The organism is Mycobacterium sp. 852013-50091_SCH5140682 (assembly GCF_001665685.1).
GTDB lineage: Bacteria > Actinomycetota > Actinomycetes > Mycobacteriales > Mycobacteriaceae > Mycobacterium.
Genome location: NZ_LZTB01000130.1, coordinates 1 through 18,524, shown reverse-complemented (window position 1 = coordinate 18,524; position 18,524 = coordinate 1). Strand labels below are relative to the sequence as shown.

The window sequence follows — 18,524 nt, the reverse complement described above, 5'->3', positions numbered from 1 at the left end:
ATCACGCCGGATCTGTGAAGCTGACCTCGGGCGGTTCGGGCAGGTCTTCCCGGACCCAACCTTCGTTCTCCAGCTTGATGTGTTGAATGGCAACGGCATTGGCGTTGGCGTCCAGATCCGACACCGGCTGCCATTCGGACACCCAGCAGTTGAAGACCTGGTAGGACAACACCTTTTGGCCCGCCTCGTTGTAGACGTCGACGATGAGGTCGCGGCGGAAGTCTTTCAGCGACGTCTCCAGACCGCCTGAGGCGTTGGTGAAGCTCCAGACTCCGTTGGCCCACTGTTCGAACACCTTGTCGGTGGTGACTCCGCGTTCGAGGCTGATCGGGTCGTATTCAGTACGCCCCGGCAGTTTGGTGCTGGTGGCGGGATCCCCACCGTTGCGGTGCTTGATCACCTCGGTGCTCCGCTTGAAGCCGGTGACCTTGCTGACACCGAGCATGTACTCGTTGCCGCCAGCGAATTTCACCCGAAATCGGAAGTTCTTGAACGGATCACGTCTCTTGGTCTTGCTATCGGCCATAGCCGTGCCTTTCTCGTACCTAGACCTGAATCTGGCCGGCGAGCTGCTGGATCTGGATGATCACGAACTCGGCGGGCTTGAGCGGTGCGAAGCCGACCAGGATGTTGACGATGCCGCGGTCGATGCTGTTCTGCGGGTTATTGGTGCTGTCGCACTTGACCAGGTAGGCCTCTTGCGGTGTTTGCCCCTGGAATGCTCCCTGGCGGAACAGGGTGTTCATGAAGGCACCGACGTTCAGCCGGATCGACGACCACAGCGGTTCGTCGTTGGGCTCGAACACCACCCACTGCGTGCCCCGGTACAGGCTCTCCTCGATGAACAATGCCAGCCGGCGCACCGGGACGTACTTCCACTGGTCGGCGAGCCGGTCGGCGCCGCGCATCGTACGGGCGCCCCACGACACGTGGCCCACCACCGGGAAGGTGCGCAGGCAGTTGATGCCGAGCGGGTTGAGCCGGCCGTTGTCGCCGTCGGTCATCTTCACGTCGAGACTGTCGGCGCCGTTGAGCGACGCGTCGGTGCCGGCCGGTGCCTTCCACACACCCCGTTGCACATCGGTACGGGCCCACACGCCTGCCACCGCCCCACACGGCGGAAACGCTTCGACCGCACCCTCTTTCAACGGATTGGAGAACTTGATGTTAGGGAAGTACACCGCGGCATTCTTGGCGCTGTCGCCGGTGAGCGAGTGCGCGGTGGTGACCGCCGCATTCACCGACCCCCAGGCACTGGGCGGGTCGACGATCAGCATCGCGCGTCGATCGCCGCACAGCTGCAGCGCCGCGGAGAGCACACCGTTGTCGTCGGCCCGGCCGGGCAGGCACAGCATGTTGAAGATGTCGGTGGTGAGCAGCGCATAGATGCCCTGCTTGTTGAGCGAAAAGCTATCGCCGGCGCCGCCGATGTAGTCGTCCGGGCCCACGGCGGGGTCGTCCTTACCGCTGTTGGCGTCGGCCTGCGTGTACCACCGGGGGTGCCCGGGCTCCTGGTCCTGGCCGTGCCCGTCGGCGAACGGGTCCTGCCCCACCGGCACGACGGCGTCGTCCTTCGGGCGCGTCGCCTGGTTAGCGACCGCCTTCACCAGCTCCGAGCCCGCGAGGACGTTGTCGAGGGTGCGCGCGTCGGTGGCAACCGTACTGACGTTGAGGTAGGTCTCCTGCGCACCGGTTCCGGTGTCGCGCACTGTCAGGTTGTAGAGCGTGGTGTCGGCCGGATCCTTGGTGGTGTAGTCGACCCGAGCCCGCAGATTGTTGCCCCAGCTCCCGACGCTGACGGCCTGCAGTTTGGGAGCGGTGCCGTCAGGACCGAGCTGGATGGTGGCCGCCGCCGCGGTGCCGCCCTTCTTTCCCGCCAGCCGCACGATCACCGCTTCGCTGCCGCGGTTTTGGTAGAACTGGTAGACCGCCTGGCTCATCGGGCTGCTCACGTGCAGGCCGCCATAGATCCGCTGGTAGTCATCCCAACTCGTGATCGCCTCGGCTCCGTCGGGCCCGCGCGGCGCCCAGCCGACGAATGCCGCGATCGATGTGGGGACACCGATGATGGTGCGCACCGCGCTCGGCAGTTCCTCGATGTATACGCCCGGATAGGTCGGTGATGTGGGCATGGCTGGATCTCCTTTCGCCCGGCGGTTCAGGGTTGATCGGGCATCAGCGGCGCAGCCGCGTCACGCAGCGCCGCGACGATGTTGTCGATGGAAGGTGGATCGAGGACGGTCCGGTGTGGGCGCAGCTGCCAGCACGCTGTACTGCGACCGTCGTCGAGCACAGCGATCACGGATCGCCCGCGCCCGGTATGGAACAACTCGGCGTGCTCGGCGATGGCGCGCTCGTCGTCGAGCACCCAGACCACGACGTCTGGGTCACTGCGGCACAGGGCTTCGGCAAGTTCCGTGACCCCGTCGAACGGCACGTCCGCGACAACTGCCACGTCGGGTACGGCGGCCAGATTGCGGCGAATGACGTCACCAAGGATCCCGGAGCAGCACACGAGCGCGACGTCCATCGCGTCGTGGTGGATGTCATTGTCGGCCATGTCCGTCCCAGCGAGGTCAGCAACCATTCACCTAAGTACGCCGCTAAATGCCTTCTGGTGCAATAGATCCCAGGTTGTGAATCGATCCGGATCCCGAGATCCGGATCCACGTGGACCCCGGTTCGGATCCTCGGCGAAACCGGATCCTCGACGATCGATCAGCCAGGCACGGCGCCTGCCGGCTCGGGCATGGGGCGGGGTCGGTTCTCCACCGCGAGTGCGCAATACAGAATTGACGGCCGAGGCGGAAATACGGGTGTGCCAGGCCTACCGCCCTATGCACGCCGCGACATCGGCACGACGCTCGATTCCGAGTTTGTCGAGAATATTGTGGACATGGTTTTTCACCGTGCAGAGTTCAATTCCCAGACTGCTCGCGATACCGCGATTGGTGGTCCCGAGCGCGATGTGTTCGGCGATCTCGAGTTCACGGGGCGTCAGCCGATTGGTGACGCTGTTGTCGTGGGCGAGCATGGCCACCCGACGCATCAATCCCCCCGTGATCGAGGGCGAACACAGCGCTTCGCCTCGCGCGGCGTGCCGAATGGCGCAGACCAGATCGTCGATCGATCCCTCCCGCGCGACATAGCCCATGACGCCGGCCTCCACGCACGCCAGCACATGGTGCTCGGTCTCGGGCACGGCAAGGGCCACGACCTTCACGGACGGACATTCCCGACAGAACAGCCGGGCCGACGACGCGCTGCCCAGCGCCGACATGTCCAGCAGGATGATGTCGGATTCGACGCGGTCGATCAGGCCGACGCATTCGGCCGCAGACTCGCACGTGACGACCGACTCGATGTCCGGCAGCAGCGCCAGCACGCGCGCCAGCCCCTCTCGATACAGCCTGATGTCGGAAACGATGACTACATGCAAGCGATCGACTGGGTGATGAGAATGATGGTGTTCGAGCATCAATCCCCCTCGCGTCGCAGCCAGTTGAGGTGATTATCGAGTAATTGACAGCACATTGAGCGAGTAGTGCAATACTCGAATTTCGCCGGAGCCGCGGCGGCCGCAATTCCTCGATGTGCTGTCTTACCCACCGACTTTCGATTGATATCACCGTCTGGCGCAATCACCGCCGGTTGCCCGATCGGCACGAATTCAGGGTGTCCCCGTGGTGCACGCCGTCATAGAGCCGCGACGCGGTCGCTGGCAATTCCGACAGCAAACTTCGTCAGGATGCGCCGGACCGGTAATCATAGCGACGAGATCGCCCGGCATCCGGATCGGGCCGCGTGGGTCCGATTCCGCTGAACGCGTGAGGCTCCAGTAGATCGTGGCCCCGCCAGATCGGGCAGCCGCCGGCGTGTGGATCGCCCCGTAGCATCGGTTTATGGCTATTGACGTCACCGTCTTGCGTGTGTTCACCGATTCCGACGGCAAGTTCGGCAACCCGCTGGGTGTGGTCGACAACAGCACCGTGGACCCGGCCGACCGGCAGCGCATCGCCACCGAATTGGGTTACAGCGAAACCATTTTCATCGATGTACCACCGCCAGGCGGCACGTCGGCGCAGGCCCGGATCTACACGCCGGCATCCGAGCTGGCATTCGCCGGTCACCCGACCGTGGGCGCATCGTGGTGGTTGCGCGACACCGGCAAGCCGGTCAAGACCCTGCACGTGCCGGCAGGCATTGTTCAGGTCGAGTACGACGGCGACGTGGCTGCGGTGAGCGCCCGCTCCGAATGGGCTCCGGAGTTCGTCATCCACGATCTGTCGTCGACCGAGGAACTGATGGCCGCCCAACCGGACGACTTCTCCGACGACGTCGAGACCTACCTGTGGACGTGGATCGACGAGGATCAGGGCATCCTGCGGTCACGGATGTTCGCGCCGCACCTGGGCATCCCCGAGGACGAGGCGACCGGCGCCGCGGCCGTGCGGATGACCGACTATCTCAGCCGCGACCTGACCATCATCCAGGGCAAGGGGTCGGTGATTCAGACGCGCTGGAGCCCGGAGGGCTGGGTTCGGGTGGCGGGCCGCGTCGCCAACGACGGCAGCACCCAGTTGGACTAGGGGCGGTCAGCCCGACCGGTGCGCACGCAGCGCCTCGATCTCCCGCTCGAAGTCGTCGGCCGACGTGAACGACCGGTACACCGAAGCGAACCGCAGGTAGGCGACCTCGTCGAGCTCGCGCAGCGGCCCGAGGATCGCCAGGCCCACCTCATGACTGGGGATCTCCGGTGTGCCCAGGCCGCGCACTGCATCCTCGACCTTCTGTGCCAGCAGGTTCAGCGCATCGTCGTCGACCTGCCGGCCCTGACAGGCGCGCCGCACGCCGCGGACGACCTTCTCCCGACTGAACGGCTCCGTGACGCCACTCCGTTTGACGACAGCCAGCACGGCGGTCTCGACCGTAGTGAATCGGCGGCCGCATTCGGGGCACGAGCGCCGGCGCCGGATGGCCTGCCCCTCGTCGGTCTCTCGCGAATCGACCACCCTGGAATCGGGATGGCGGCAGAAGGGACAGTGCATCACCGCTCCTTCGTCATTCCGCCAGACCACAAGTTCGAGCGCCCTTGAGCCTACCTGCGCCGCCGGCGGTACGGTCCACGCCGGGTCCAATGGCACGTAGGTCGCCGGACATTCGGCGGGTGCCGTTGCACACCAAGCCGTTTCGCCGCTCATGGCACGGTCAGCCGACCGGTGCGATCAGCGTCTGGCCCGCATCCACAGCGACCGACTTGAGCTGGTTCAGGTCGCGGATCTGCTGCACAACCTCGGCGACCGGGGCGTCGGGAGCCACCCGCCGGGCCACCTGCTGCAGCGATTCGCCGCTGCGTACCTGCACGACGGCCAACTCGTCGGGTGTCGGCGCCGCGGTCCCGACCACACCACCCAACTGCGCCACCAGGCCCAGCCACACCGTGATCCCCGCGGCGACCAGCGCCAACAGGACTGTGGTAACCGGCGTGATCGGCTTGCGGCGGTGCGATGCCCGCGACATGAGCACGCCCGTGCCGCGGTACCGCAGTGGGGCCCCCGCCGGACGCATCGGCGCAGGCCGATACACCGAGCGAGGCCGACGCACAGGGCGGGCGTCACGCTGAGGCAGCGGAGCAGGCCGGCTCGCCAACACAGCTGCGCGGCTCTCGGCGGGGATGTGGAGGATGGCCATCTGACTGCCTTTCGGGTCCGGGCGATTCGCTTCTGTGTTCGAATATAATCGATCAGGTGTTCGAACGATAGAACGTGTGATCGAACTGTTGCCAAACGATAGACCGGGGTACCGACAAGTTCGGTCGACGCGAACCGCCCCCGAGATCTCGACCCCGGCCGCGGCGCAGCCAGACCCGACACACCTCGAACACATGTTTGATCAATGGGCGTTCAGCGACTAGATTCGGCGCCATGAGCGACGAGAGCACCGACCATCCTGCTCCTCACGTGCGCGGCGACAAATCTGCTCCTCACGTGCGCGGCGACAGCTCGGCTGACCCCGACGGCACCGGCGCCGGCCGGCTCCGCAGTCCAGACAGCAGCCTCACCGAACGGCAGCGGACCATCCTCGAGGTGATCCGGGCATCGGTCACCAGTCGCGGCTATCCCCCGAGCATCCGCGAGATCGGCGACGCGGTCGGCTTGACCTCGACATCCTCGGTCGCACATCAATTGCGCACGCTCGAGCGCAAGGGCTACCTACGCCGTGACCCCAACCGGCCGCGGGCGGTGGACGTCCGGGCGGCCGACGATCCTGTGGTGACGCCGCTGGTGAGCACCGACGTGGCCGGCTCCGATGCGCTGCCCGAGCCCACTTTCGTCCCCGTGCTCGGTCGTATCGCCGCGGGCGGCCCGATCCTGGCCGAGCAAGCGGTCGAGGACGTCTTCCCGCTGCCCAGGGAACTCGTGGGCGAAGGTTCGCTGTTCTTGCTCAAGGTGGTCGGCGACTCCATGGTCGATGCCGCGATCTGCGACGGCGACTGGGTGGTCGTGCGGCAGCAGAACGTCGCCGACAACGGCGACATCGTGGCCGCGATGATCGATGGCGAAGCGACGGTCAAGACGTTCAAGCGGACCCGCGGCCAGGTGTGGCTCATGCCGCACAATCCCGCCTACGACCCGATCCCGGGCAACGACGCCGCCGTGCTCGGCAAGGTCGTCACCGTCATCCGCAAGATCTAGAGCGCGGCCGAGGCGCTTCTCAGTCGGCCCGGACGAATCCGTTCGTCCGGGCGAACTCTTCGCTGGCGAACCAGATTTCGGCAACCGCGTCGTCGTACTGACGACTATCGGGCGACCAGTACATGCCCGACTTGGTGTCCGCCTTGATCGGGTAACCCTGCGGTGCCCGCTGTGGATCGTCCAGCGGCAGGTGCAGTGCCGTCGTGCTGGGCACCGGCTCGTCCAGTTCGATCGCCGCATGCCGCCCACTGTGGGTCTCGGCGTCAGGATCGGTCCGCGGCATCAGCGTCGGGATGGGCGTCGGCGCGGTATCGACGTTGTCGGTGTCGAAGTCGGGATCCAGCGGCGCTGCGGCGTGCTCACGCGACTCCTGCGCACCGTCGGCGGTGGCATCGGTGTCGGTGTCGTCCTGCTCGTCGAGGTCGTCCTCGTCATCGTCGTGGCCGCTGAGCAGCTCGACCGCCTCTTCCGGTGGCTCGTCGTCATCGACGTCGCCGATGGGGTCGACGCCCCCGTGGGGAGCCCACTGACTCACGGGCATCGCGATGTCCGTCGGATCGTCGTACGGCGAGGCAGCCGTCGAGGCCGCAGGGGTATAGGACGGTGCCGGCGAAGCGGACTCGTAGGCACCTGCGAACCGCGCGGTCCCCGCCTCGGCAGCCGCGTATGCGGCCGGTTCGAACGGGTTCGAATCGTCGGCGTGCTGCGTCGGCGCGCGGGCCTCGTCGTAGTCGTGAGCCTCGTAGCGGCCCTGCTGATATCCGGGCTCGTCGTAATGGCCGTCATCGTGCGGCGCGTCATCGTCGTGCGCGTCGTCGTAGTGGGCCTCGTCGTAGTGGCCATCGTCGTAGTCGGAGCCGTAGTGGTCGTCGTCCTCGAATGCGTCGTGGTCGAAGTCGTCGTCGGCCCGCCCCCGACGTCGGTGCCACAGGGCGGCGCCGACGATCAGCCCGGCCAGCAGCACGACCGGGACCACCGCGAGCAACCACCACCAGTTCCAGTGCCAGGCGAACGGCTTGCTCGGCTCAGACGGTGACGCCTGGGGGGTGCTGTGCGGCTGACCGGCGTCCAGCCCTGGGATCTCGAGGCCGGCCAGCGATGACGCGAGCTTGGGCGGCTCGGTGGTAAAGGTGTTGTCCGAGCGGTCCCAGGAGATCGCGCCCCCACTGAACTTCTGCGTGATCACGCTGCCGTTCTCGGCCTGGTCCGACATCGGCGCGCCCAAGTCACCGTGTGCGCCGCCGAGCTTCTGCCATGCCGCGTTCATGGCGCCACGCACGATCACCGCGCCGTAGTCCGGCGTCAAGAAGATGACGGGCTTGTCGGAGGCCGCGAAGCTCACGGTCCGGCTGTTCTGCGCGAACCCGCCGTCGGCCTCGCTGCTGGTCGGAAAGCCGAGGTCGCCCTCGGGGCCGCCGACACTCTGGTACTTCTCCAGCAACTGGCCGCTGATCGCGGCGGCTCCGGTGGCGGGCGTGTAGAAGATCGCGCCGTGCGCGTACTTCTGCCCGACACCGTCAGCACCGATCGGGTACTGATCGCCGTCCTTGGCGCCCAGCGGCCCCATATCGCCACCGGCGGCACGGTGGGCAGCGCTGATGGCGGTGGTCGGGTCGTCGGCAACCGTCAGGCCGCTGAGTTGGCCGGCCAGGTCAGGTGGATCGGTGGTGAACTCCTTGGTCTTGGGATTCCAGGACAGCTCGCCGCCGGTGAACTTCTGCGAGACGACGTCGCCGCGGTAGGCCTCATCCTCCGATGGGACGCCCAGCACCCCGGCGGATCCACCCAGCTTGTCCCATCCCGCGTTGATCGCGCCGCGAACCACGTGCGCCCCGGTCGCCGGGGTCCAGAAGATCACCGGTTTGTCGGATGCGCTGAATGTCGAATTGCGGCTGTCGGGCGCGCGTCCGGCGCCTTCGTCGATGGTCGGGAAGCCGAGATCGCTTTCGGCCGGACCGCCGAGCGCCTCGTATTTCTCCAGGATGGCGCCCGTCACGTAGTGCGCACCCGTCGCGGGGGTGAAGAAGATCTTTCCGGAGGCGAAGTTCTGCCCGAACCCAGAGCCGGTGGCGTAGACGTCACCGTTGTGCGCGCCGAGCGGTCCGCCGTCCCCGCCGCTGGCATCCCAGGCCGCGGAGATGGCGCCACCGGCATCAGATTCGGGGCTCGCGGCGGCCACCGGTGCAAACAGGCCGGCGACGGCCACTGCAAACAGACCGGCCGTCACCCGCCGAACGGTCCCGTTCAGCCTTGTTCCCGGCCTCGTCATGCATCCTCCCCGCTGTTCGGCAAAGTTCCGAAGAATGTATCCCGCCCGACAACTCTGCTTTAGTCGGCGGCGATAACCAAGGAACATCGCCGATCACAAGGCAAAAAACCCTGCAATTCAATCGTCCAGCGGGCTGTGCACCGGCGTTTTAGGATCGTCCTGGCCGGGTCAGACCCCCAGACTACGGCCGATGATCTCCTTCATGATCTCGGTGGTGCCGCCGTAGATGGTCTGCACCCGGGCGTCGAGGTAGGCCCGCGCGATCGGGTATTCACGCATATATCCGTAGCCGCCGTGCAGCTGAAGACACCGGTCGATGAGATTGACCTGCTTCTCGGTCGAGTACCACTTGGCCATCGCGGCCTGTTCGACCGACAGCTTCTCGTCCAGGTGCAGCCGCACGAATTCGTCGACCATCATGCGCACCACGGTGGCCTCGGTGGCCAGTTCTGCCAGCAGGAAACGGCTGTTCTGGAAACTGCCGATCGGCCTGCCGAACGCCTTGCGTTCCTTGGCGTACTGCAGCGTCTGCTCGAGCACCGTCTCCATGGCCGCGGCAGCCATGATGGCGATCGAGATGCGCTCCTGCGGCAGGTTCTGCATCAGGTAGACGAAGCCCTGTCCCTCTTCACCGAGCAGGTTCTCGACGGGGACCTTGACGTCGGTGAACGACAGCTCGGCGGTGTCCTGGGCCTCCAGGCCGATCTTGTCGAGATGGCGGCCGCGTTCGAAACCCTCCATGCCGCGCTCGACGACCAGCAGCGAGAAGCCCAGCGCGCCCCTCTCGGGGTCGGTCTGGGCCACGACGATCACGAGGTCGGAGTGGATGCCGTTGGTGATGAAGGTCTTCGAACCGTTGAGGATGTAGTGGTCGCCCTCGCGCACCGCGCGCGTCTTGATGCCCTGAAGGTCACTACCGGTGCCCGGTTCGGTCATTGCGATCGCGGTGATGATTTCTCCGGTGCAGAACTTCGGCAGCCAACGCTGCTTCTGCTCCTCGTTGGCCAGCCGCAGCAGGTACGGCGCAACCACGTCGTTGTGCAGCCCGAAACCGATGCCGCTGTAGCGCCCCGCGACCGTCTCTTCGGTGATGATCGTGTTGTAGCGGAAGTCCCCGTTGCCGCCACCGCCGTACTCCTCGGGCACGGCCATGCCGAGAAACCCCTGCTTACCGGCCTCCAGCCAGACGCCGCGGTCGACGATCTTGTCCTTCTCCCACTGGTCGTGGTACGGCGCGACGTGCCGTTCCAGAAACGCCCGGTAGGACTCGCGGAAGAGTTCGTGCTCAGGTTCGAACAAGGTGCGCTCGTACTTCACAACACCGCCCATGGTGTGACCTCCGGTACTGGGTTTTCGACTTGGCGCCAACTTATACCAACCGGATGGTTGGGCACATCCGAGGTGTCTGCGCTACGCCGTAGACTGGCCGTCGTGCCGGCGTCCCCGACCAGCCTCACGCACTGGGGTGCGTTCACCGCCCGAGTCGACGCCGGAGACATCACGGCAGTCACACCGCTGACCGGCGACACCGACCCGTCCCCCTTGCTGGACAACCTGCCCGGCGCCGTCCGGCACCGCTCACGCATCACCGGCCCCGCGGTGCGGCGCGGCTGGCTCCGCGACGGGCCCGGCCCCAGCCGCGGGCGCGGCGCCGACGAGTTCGTCGCAGTGTCCTGGGATGAACTGACCGAACTGCTGGCCGCCGAACTGCGCCGGGTGGTCGACACCCACGGAAATGAGGCCGTCTACGCCGGCTCTTACGGGTGGGCCAGCGCCGGACGGTTCCACCATGCCCAGAGCCAGGTGCACCGCTTCCTCAAGATGCTCGGCGGCTACACCTCCTCGCGGAACTCATACAGCCTGGGCGCCACCGCAGTGATCATGCCGCGCGTCGTCGGCACCCACGATGACCTGTTCAAGCGGTCCACCGATTGGGACGTCATCGTCGCGCACACGGATCTGCTGGTCAGCTTCGGCGGCCTCGCGTTGAAGAACACCGCCATCAACCACGGTGGTACCACCGCACATCCAGCCCGCGATGCACTGTGCCGGCTGCGGGACCGGGGCGGGCGCATCGTGTCGTTCAGCCCACTGCGCGACGACGTCGACGGCGCATGCGAATGGCACGCACCCGTCCCCGGCACCGACGTGGCCGTCATGCTCGGGCTCGCCTTCGTGCTGGCCACCGAGGGATTGGCGGACCGCGCATTCCTGAACGCCTACTGCACCGGCTACGAGCGGTTCGAGCGGTATCTGCTCGGTCGCGACGACGGTATCGCCAAGTCGCCGCAGTGGGCGGCTCAGATCAGCGGGATCGCCGCCGACGAACTGACGGCGCTGGCCCGGCGCATGGCCGCCGGGCGCACGATGGTCACCGTCAGCTGGTCCCTGCAACGGATCCGCCACGGCGAACAGGCTCCGTGGATGGGCCTGACGCTGGCCGCGATGCTGGGCCAGATCGGGCTGCCCGGAGGCGGATTCGGCCACGGCTACGGGTCGATGAACGAACCCGGGCTGCCGCCGCTGCGCTGCCGGTTGCCTGTGCTTCCGCAGGGCCCCAACCCGGTGCAGACCTTCATCCCGGTGGCCGCCGTCAGCGACATGCTGCTGCATCCCGGCGAGCAGTTCGACTACAACGGTCAGCGGCTGAGGTATCCGGACATCAAATGTGTGTATTGGGCCGGCGGTAACCCGTTTCACCATCACCAGAACATCCCCCGGCTGCGCCGCGCGCTGGCTCAGGTCGACACCGTGGTGGTGCACGACCCGTACTGGACCGCCATGGCCAAGCATGCCGACATCGTCGTGCCGTCGACCACGGCCTACGAACGCGAGGACTACTCCGGTTCCCGCAACGATCCGCTGCTGGTGGCCATGCCGCAGCTCGTCGAGCCCTACGCGCAGTCCCGCGACGACTACACGACCTTCGCCGCGCTGGCCACCGCGCTGGGCTTCGGCGAGCGGTTCACCGAGGGCCGCACAGCCCGTCAGTGGCTCGTGCACATGTACGAGAAGTGGTCTGCCGGACTGGATTTCGAGGTGCCCACGTTCGACGAGTTCTGGGCGGCCGGCCAGCTGCGGTTGCCGACCGAACCGGGCCTGACGCTGCTGGGCGACTACCGCGCCGATCCCCAGGCCCACCGCCTCGCCACCCCGAGCGGCCGCATCGAGATCTTCTCCGAGGACATCGACGGCTTCGGTTACTCCGACTGCGTCGGCCATCCGGCGTGGTACGAACCGGCCGAATGGCTCGGCGGTGCACGCGCGCGCCGCTATCCGCTGCACCTGCTGGCCAACCAACCGGCGACCCGGCTGCACAGCCAGCTGGACGGCGGTGCCGCCAGCCAGGCGTCGAAAATCCAAGGGCGCGAACCGATCCGGATGCACCCGCTCGACGCTGCGCGCCGCGGGCTGGTCGACGGCGACATCGTGCGGGTGTTCAACGACCGCGGCGCCTGCCTTGCCGGCCTTGTCGTCGACGACCGGCTGCGACGAGATGTGGTGCAGCTGCCGACCGGCGCCTGGTTCGACCCTGCCGACCCTGCCGACCCGGATTCGATGTGCGTGCACGGTAATCCGAATGTGCTGACCGACGATGTCGGGACCTCGTCGCTGGCCCAAGGTTGCACCGGGGCTCATGCATTGGTCGAGGTGGAGAAGTTTCACGGGCCGCTGCCCCCGTTGCGGGCCCATGAGCCCCCGGTGATCCGCACCTCTTCGGACTGAGGTTTGACACGGCCCGGTAGTTCGCTCGATTTGCATGTGACCGATGCGTGACGATGCAAAGATCCCCTGAGCGCTGACGTCGGCGTCAGCGGAAGGAGGAGGCCGCATGCGAATCTCAGCCCGCTCGATGGTCCGCACCATGCTGGTGGCCGGCGTGGCGATGTCCGGATCCGCGGTCATCGGGGTGACGACGACGCTGGCGGCCGAGGTCGCGCTGAATGCGGCGGTGACGCCGTTGGTCGTGCCGGGCACGGGAACACCGAACCCGGCGGATTCCAACAACTACATGGCCAATGCCGTCAGCTACTACGTCGAGCCGGGCGGCACCTGCGGTACCGACGGTTGCGCCGCACCGGTGCCGGTGCCCTACATCGCCCAGTTCTGGCCGTTCCCGTTCGCCGGGTGGGGCGGGCTACAGGGGGCGAAATGGAATGTTTCGGTAGCCAGCGGGGTGACGAGTCTGACCAGCCAACTCGTCGGGCCCAACAATCCCACCGCCGATCATCCGGTCATAGTCTTCGGCTACTCGCAGGGCGCGACCGTTGCCAGCATCGTCAAGGGCCAGCTCGCCGATCTGCCCGCCGACCAGAAGAACGACCTGACATTCGTGCTGATCGGCAACCCGAACCGGCCGAACGGCGGACTGTTCGAACGGCTCGCGATCCTGGGCACCGTGCCGGTCCTCGACGCGACGTTCGGTCAACCGACACCGACCGACACCGGCATCACCACCTACGACATCGCGCTGCAGTACGACGGTGTCTCGGATGCGCCGTCCTGGGTGCTCAACCCGCTGGCCATGGCCAATGCCGTCGCCGGGTTCGAGTACGTCCACGGCACCTATCTGGCCCCCGACGGCACCGACCCGGCATCGGCCACGCCCTACGGCTACACACCCGAGCAGGTGCAGGCCGCCGTGGACAACGCCAAGACGGACTGCAGCGCGGCGACGCACTGCCAGAAGCAGGGCGACACCTACTACATCACCCTGCCGGCCAAGTACCTCCCGATCATGCAGCCCGCGCTCGACCTCGGCGCGGCGACGGGCACGTCGGCGCTCGTGGTGCCTGTCGTCAACCTGATCTCGCCGACCGTGCAGACCCTCATCGAAACCGGTTACGACAGAACCAATTACGGCACTCCCACCCCGTTCCAACTGATTCCGCGGGTCAACCTCGTCACGTTGGCGACCGATCTCGTCAATGACATTCCCGAAGGGATCACCGCCGCAAGCCAACCGGGACTCGCCCCGCTGCCCGGCTGGACCGACCCGACCCAGAGCACCACCACCGCGACGGTCACGACTGACCCGACACCTGCCACGGTGACGTCCACCGACACCCCGGATGTCCAGAAAGTCACCGCTGTCACCAAGGGATCGCCGCGGCTGAGCAGTGTGGTCAAGGCGGCCTCAGCGAGCCAAACCGACCGCCCGTCGCTGCGAAAGACGTTGGGGATCAACGGACATCCGGTCCGCGATCTGGCGAAGTCGCTCGGCAGCACGGTGCGCAAGGCCCTCGGGCAGGACACCGCGAAGGCCACCGACAAGAGCAGCGCGGGCGCCGATGCCTCGAAACCCGCGGCCTGATACCTCTCGCGGTCAGAAGGTGGCGAACTCGCCGAGGCTCGCCGCCAACGGGATCGGTACGCGCGCTTTGATTCTCGTGCCGTCGGCGCCGTGTTCGGTGGCGTCGATGCGGCCCTCGGCGTGCAGTTTGGCCACCAGATCGCCACGCTCGTACGGGATGGTCACGTCGACCATGGTGTCGGTCGGTTCGACCAACTCCCCCATCCGCTGCCGCAGCCGGTCCAGCCCGTCACCGGAATGCGCCGAGACGAACACCGCGTCGGGCAGCGCCCGCCGCAGCTGCGCGAGAGCCAGGCCTTCGGTGGCGTCGATCTTGTTGACCACCAACAGTTCCGGTGCCCGGCGCCCGTCATGCTCGGCGATCACCTCGCCGATTACCTGACGCACAGCACTGATCTGCGCAAGGGGGTTGGCGTCGGAGCCGTCGACGACGTGCACGAGCAGGTCGGCGTCCACGACCTCTTCGAGGGTCGACCGGAACGCCTCCACCAACTGCGTGGGCAGGTGCCGTACGAACCCGACGGTGTCGGTCAGCACGAACGGCCGCCCATCGTCGAATTCCCCACGGCGCGAAGTCGGTTCGAGGGTCGCGAACAACGCGTTCTCCACCAGCACCCCGGCCCCGGTCAGGGCGTTGAGCAGGCTCGACTTACCGGCGTTGGTGTAGCCGACGATCGCGACCGACGCGACATCGGAGGTCAGCCTGCGGCTGCGCTGGGTGTCACGGACCTTCTTCATGTCGCGGATCTCGCGACGCAGCTTGGACATGCGCTCGCGGATCCGCCTGCGATCGGTCTCGATCTTGGTCTCGCCCGGACCACGGGTTCCGACACCGCCGCCTGCGCCGCCGGCTCGACCGCCGGCCTGCCTGGACATCGACTCGCCCCAGCCGCGCAGCCGCGGGAGCATGTACTCCATCTGCGCCAGCGACACCTGCGCCTTACCCTCGCGGCTGGTCGCGTGCTGGGCGAAGATGTCGAGGATCAGCGCGGTGCGGTCGATGACCTTGACCTTGACCACTTTTTCCAGGGAGTTCAGCTGCGCCGGGGAAAGCTCGCCGTCGCAGATCACGGTGTCGGCCCCGGTGGCGACGACGACCTCGCGCAACTCGGCGGCCTTGCCGGAGCCGATGTAGGTGGACGGGTCAGGCTTGTCGCGGCGCTGGATGAGGCCTTCGAGGACCTCTGAACCCGCGGTCTCGGCCAGGGCCGCCAGCTCGGCAAGGCTGGCGTCGGCGTCGGCCGAGGTGCCGTCGGTCCAGACGCCGACGAGCACGACTCTTTCCAGCCGTAGCTGGCGGTATTCGACCTCGGAGACGTCGGTCAGTTCTGTGGATAGCCCGGCGACGCGGCGCAGTGAGGCGCGATCCTGGAGGGCGAGTTCGCCGGTGCTGGGTGTATGTGGGTACGTCATATGTACTTCCAGATTGTCACGCCGCCCACCAGGCGCGCATCCCAATTAGGCGTGCGCAGTGTTCCACCAGACCTCGGACAGTTCACCGCGCGCCACCAGCACCGACGGACCGCGCAGGTAGCTGGTGGATTCGGTGACGGTCACCGACACCTGCCCGCCGGGTATCCGCACCTGCAGCGTCCCGGTGTCGGCACCTTGGTGCGCCAGGGCGGCTACCGTTGCGGCGACGGTCCCGGTGCCGCATGAGCGGGTCTCGCCGACACCACGTTCGTGCACCCGCATGCTCACCGCGCCGTCGACCGGTGCGGTCAAGATCTCGACGTTGACACCGTCGGGGAACAGCGCGGAGTCGAACGACACCGGCGCACCCACGTCGAGGTCGGCCAGCTCGGCCCGGTCGATTCCCACACAGGCCAGATGCGGATTGCCGACGTCGACGGCCAGGCCGGAGAAGCTACGGCCGCCGACCACGGCCGAGCCGGTGCCGAACCGGTTGGCCTTGCCCATCTCGACGGTGACCTCGGCGGTGTCGGCGTCGGCGTGGTGCAGCACCACCGGACGCGGCCCCGCCAGCGAGCCCACCACGAACTCGTCGGCCGTCTCCAAGCCCGAGGCCTTCAGGTAGTGCGCGAACACGCGGACCCCGTTGCCGCACATCTGCGCGATGGACCCGTCGGCATTGCGGTAGTCCATGTACCAGTCACCGGCCGCGACGCCGTCGGGCAACCGGTCGAACACCCCGGCCGCCAGGGCGGCGCCCGCCGTGGTCACCCGCAGGACGCCGTCGGCACCCAGGCCGCGGCGGCGGTCGCACAGCGCGGCCACTGCATCGGGCTGCAGCGACAGGCGCGCATCGAGGTCGGGCAGCACCACGAAATCGTTCTGGGTGCCGTGGCCCTTCACAAAACTCACGCCGCCGAAGATCACCTGATCAGGATACGTGTCGCCAGATCCGCTCTGCGTCGTCGACCGTCCCGTCGGAGGCTCCGTCCAGCCACGCCACCCGGTGATCCCTGCGGAACCAGGACCGCTGCCGACGCACGTAGCGGCGAGTGCCGATGAACGTCGGCTCTTGGGCGGCCGAGCCGTCGCCGCCGGCGTCGAGGTCGGCCAGCACCTGGGCGTAGCCGAGCGCTCGTGCGGCCGTCACGCCGTCGCGCAAACCCTGCTCGCGCAGCGCGCGCACTTCCTCGACCAGACCGTCGGCGAACATCTTCTCGGTACGCTGCGCCAGCCGCTCGTCGAGAACCTCGGTGTCCCAGTCCAATCCGATGATGGCAGTGTCCCAGCGGGGTGTCCCGATGCGCGGTGCGGACGCCGCGAACGGCTGCCCGGTCAGCTCAACCACCTCCAGCGCCCGCACGATCCGTCTGCCATCGGTGGGCAGGATCGACGCGCCTGCCGCGGGATCGACATCGGTCAGCTCGGCGTGCAGGGCCGCCACCCCGATCTCGGCCAGCCGCTGCTCCCACCGCGCCCGCACCGCCGCGTCGGTGGCCGGAAACGCCCACTCGTCCAGCAGCGACTGGATGTAGAGCATCGAGCCGCCCACGATGACGGGCACCGCGCCGCGCGCCGCGATGGCTTCGACGTCAGCCGCCGCCGCCTGTTGGTACCGGGCCACGGTGGCGGTCTCGGTCACGTCGAGCACGTCGAGCTGGTGATGCGGGATGCCGCGGCGTTCGGCGACGGTCAGTTTGGCGGTGCCGATGTCCATGCCGCGATAGAGCTGCATGGCGTCGGCATTCACTATTTCGCCGCCGATCCGTTCGGCCAGGGCCAGCGCCAATGCGGACTTACCGGTTCCGGTCGGCCCGATGACCGCGATCGGCCTCACGGGTGCCACACCCCGGCGAAGTACCCGACGCCGTAGGGCGCGCCGCGGTAGAGCTCACGCGCCTGCGCGGGTGCGGGCTCGGTGAGCCCGGCCAGCACCTGATAGGCGACCCGGCCCACGATCGCATCGGACAGCTTGAGCAGCGCGGCGGCATCGCCTGCGGCCAGCGCATCGTCGAGGGCCGACTGGATCGCGCCTGATTCCGGGTCGTAGCCGCCGGGAGCGCCCGCGGTGAGGGTGTGCGCGCCGTCGGCGACGACCAGCACCCCGACCGGATCTGCTGCGTCGTCGATCAGGGCACGCAGCCGTCTCCCGCGGGCCTGCGCGGCGTCAGCCGAATGGGAGTCGGCGTACACCCGCACCTCGGCGGCGGCACCGGGGTTGACCTCTCCCCTGATCCAGCCCGCCACGAGCGCGCTGAGCGGCAGGTCGGTGGGTGTGTGCGGGCCGCCGGGGCCCAGCGCGACCGCCACACCGACGCCGTATCCGGCGAACGTCCCGGCTGCCTCAGGGCCGACGACGGTGTCGGCGTCGCCGACGCCGATGACCACCCAACGGGCGGGCAGCGCCTGCGCCGCGGCCACGACGGCGGCACGCAGGTCGGTCAGTTCGGCGGCGGCCGCACCCATGAGCTCGGGCACCAGGACGGGTGCCGACGGAACGATCGCGATGGCGCTCAGCACCACACCAAACTAGTGCGCGGTCCCCACTGCACCCGCCCGGAGGGCGGACCATCGGTCCTAGTCACCCGGTGTCCACAGGTGTCGGCGCCGAGTTTGTCAGCCCATTGACCCGAAAGGCATGGGCAGGACACAAGCCGACCTGCTTGAATAGCGTTCGAAACTGACAGCTATCGGGCGCCGCGTCGCGCGGCAGATGCGCGGGTAGACCGCGGGGAAGTACGAGGAGCCGATATGACAACCAGCCAGCCTGGCGAGCACACCCCCAAACCCAGCCCTGTCTCTTATACACATCTGACGCTGCCGACGATCGCAT

At 67.4% G+C, this 18,524-nt stretch carries 16 protein-coding genes; 4 read left to right on the top strand and 12 right to left on the bottom strand.

Annotated features, from left to right (window positions below; translation table 11 throughout):
* Nucleotide 1 precedes the first annotated feature (1 nt).
* From A5784_RS34680 to A5784_RS34665, 4 genes are all read right to left on the bottom strand, one after another.
* A complete protein-coding gene (locus A5784_RS34680) occupies nt 2-526 on the bottom strand; it encodes a phage tail protein (protein WP_064949396.1) in 525 nt (174 codons plus the stop codon).
* Nucleotides 527-545: 19 nt separating this feature from the next.
* The gene (locus A5784_RS34675; RefSeq protein ID WP_064949395.1) at nt 546-2,132 is read right to left on the bottom strand and encodes a phage tail sheath family protein; all 1,587 of its coding nucleotides are present in this window, start codon (nt 2,130-2,132) and stop codon (nt 546-548) included.
* 26 nt (nt 2,133-2,158) lie between these two features.
* Entirely contained in the window at nt 2,159-2,560 is a 402-nt protein-coding gene (locus tag A5784_RS34670) for a hypothetical protein (protein WP_064949394.1), read from the bottom strand.
* 267 nt (nt 2,561-2,827) lie between these two features.
* A complete protein-coding gene (locus A5784_RS34665; protein WP_197514979.1) occupies nt 2,828-3,439 on the bottom strand; it encodes a LuxR C-terminal-related transcriptional regulator in 612 nt (203 codons plus the stop codon).
* A 463-nt stretch (nt 3,440-3,902) separates the two neighbouring features.
* Between A5784_RS34665 and A5784_RS34660 the strand changes: the two genes are divergently transcribed.
* Nucleotides 3,903-4,589 carry a PhzF family phenazine biosynthesis protein gene (locus A5784_RS34660; RefSeq protein ID WP_064949392.1) on the top strand — a complete coding sequence of 229 codons (687 nt, stop codon included), beginning with the start codon at nt 3,903-3,905 and terminating at the stop codon, nt 4,587-4,589.
* Nucleotides 4,590-4,595: 6 nt separating this feature from the next.
* Here the strand turns inward: A5784_RS34660 and nrdR are convergent, their stop codons facing one another.
* Entirely contained in the window at nt 4,596-5,048 is a 453-nt protein-coding gene (gene nrdR / locus A5784_RS34655; protein WP_064949548.1) for a transcriptional regulator NrdR, read from the bottom strand.
* A 160-nt stretch (nt 5,049-5,208) separates the two neighbouring features.
* Nucleotides 5,209-5,691: a LysM peptidoglycan-binding domain-containing protein gene (locus A5784_RS34650; protein WP_232006366.1), complete on the bottom strand. Its 483-nt coding sequence runs from the start codon at nt 5,689-5,691 to the stop codon at nt 5,209-5,211.
* Nucleotides 5,692-5,987: 296 nt separating this feature from the next.
* Between A5784_RS34650 and lexA the strand changes: the two genes are divergently transcribed.
* Entirely contained in the window at nt 5,988-6,695 is a 708-nt protein-coding gene (lexA, locus tag A5784_RS34645) for a transcriptional repressor LexA (protein WP_064949546.1), read from the top strand.
* Nucleotides 6,696-6,714: 19 nt separating this feature from the next.
* Here the strand turns inward: lexA and A5784_RS34640 are convergent, their stop codons facing one another.
* Both A5784_RS34640 and A5784_RS34635 read right to left on the bottom strand, forming a co-directional pair.
* Nucleotides 6,715-8,964, bottom strand: coding sequence for an LGFP repeat-containing protein (locus tag A5784_RS34640; protein ID WP_064949391.1), 2,250 nt, complete (start codon nt 8,962-8,964; stop codon nt 6,715-6,717).
* Nucleotides 8,965-9,132: 168 nt separating this feature from the next.
* The gene (locus tag A5784_RS34635) at nt 9,133-10,293 is read right to left on the bottom strand and encodes an acyl-CoA dehydrogenase family protein (protein WP_064949390.1); all 1,161 of its coding nucleotides are present in this window, start codon (nt 10,291-10,293) and stop codon (nt 9,133-9,135) included.
* Between the two features lie 102 nt (nt 10,294-10,395).
* Between A5784_RS34635 and A5784_RS34630 the strand changes: the two genes are divergently transcribed.
* Nucleotides 10,396-12,690, top strand: a complete 2,295-nt coding sequence (locus A5784_RS34630) for a molybdopterin guanine dinucleotide-containing S/N-oxide reductase (RefSeq protein ID WP_064949389.1) — start codon at nt 10,396-10,398, stop codon at nt 12,688-12,690.
* Nucleotides 12,691-12,796: 106 nt separating this feature from the next.
* Nucleotides 12,797-14,278 carry a PE-PPE domain-containing protein gene (locus A5784_RS34625; protein ID WP_064949388.1) on the top strand — a complete coding sequence of 494 codons (1,482 nt, stop codon included), beginning with the start codon at nt 12,797-12,799 and terminating at the stop codon, nt 14,276-14,278.
* 12 nt (nt 14,279-14,290) lie between these two features.
* Here A5784_RS34625 and hflX read toward each other — a convergent pair whose 3' ends face one another.
* Genes hflX through A5784_RS34605 form a run of 4 tightly spaced genes read right to left on the bottom strand, consistent with a single transcriptional unit; the run spans nt 14,291 to nt 18,211 of the window.
* Nucleotides 14,291-15,691 carry a GTPase HflX gene (gene hflX / locus A5784_RS34620; protein ID WP_064949387.1) on the bottom strand — a complete coding sequence of 467 codons (1,401 nt, stop codon included), beginning with the start codon at nt 15,689-15,691 and terminating at the stop codon, nt 14,291-14,293.
* Between the two features lie 45 nt (nt 15,692-15,736).
* Entirely contained in the window at nt 15,737-16,603 is an 867-nt protein-coding gene (gene dapF, locus A5784_RS34615) for a diaminopimelate epimerase (protein ID WP_064949545.1), read from the bottom strand.
* 19 nt (nt 16,604-16,622) lie between these two features.
* Nucleotides 16,623-17,528 carry a tRNA (adenosine(37)-N6)-dimethylallyltransferase MiaA gene (gene miaA, locus A5784_RS34610; RefSeq protein WP_064949544.1) on the bottom strand — a complete coding sequence of 302 codons (906 nt, stop codon included), beginning with the start codon at nt 17,526-17,528 and terminating at the stop codon, nt 16,623-16,625.
* Nucleotides 17,525-18,211 (bottom strand): class III extradiol ring-cleavage dioxygenase family protein, encoded by a 687-nt coding sequence (locus A5784_RS34605; RefSeq protein WP_064949543.1) that lies wholly within the window; start codon nt 18,209-18,211, stop codon nt 17,525-17,527. Before A5784_RS34605 ends, miaA begins: the two co-directional genes overlap by 4 nt.
* Nucleotides 18,212-18,524: the final 313 nt, after the last annotated feature.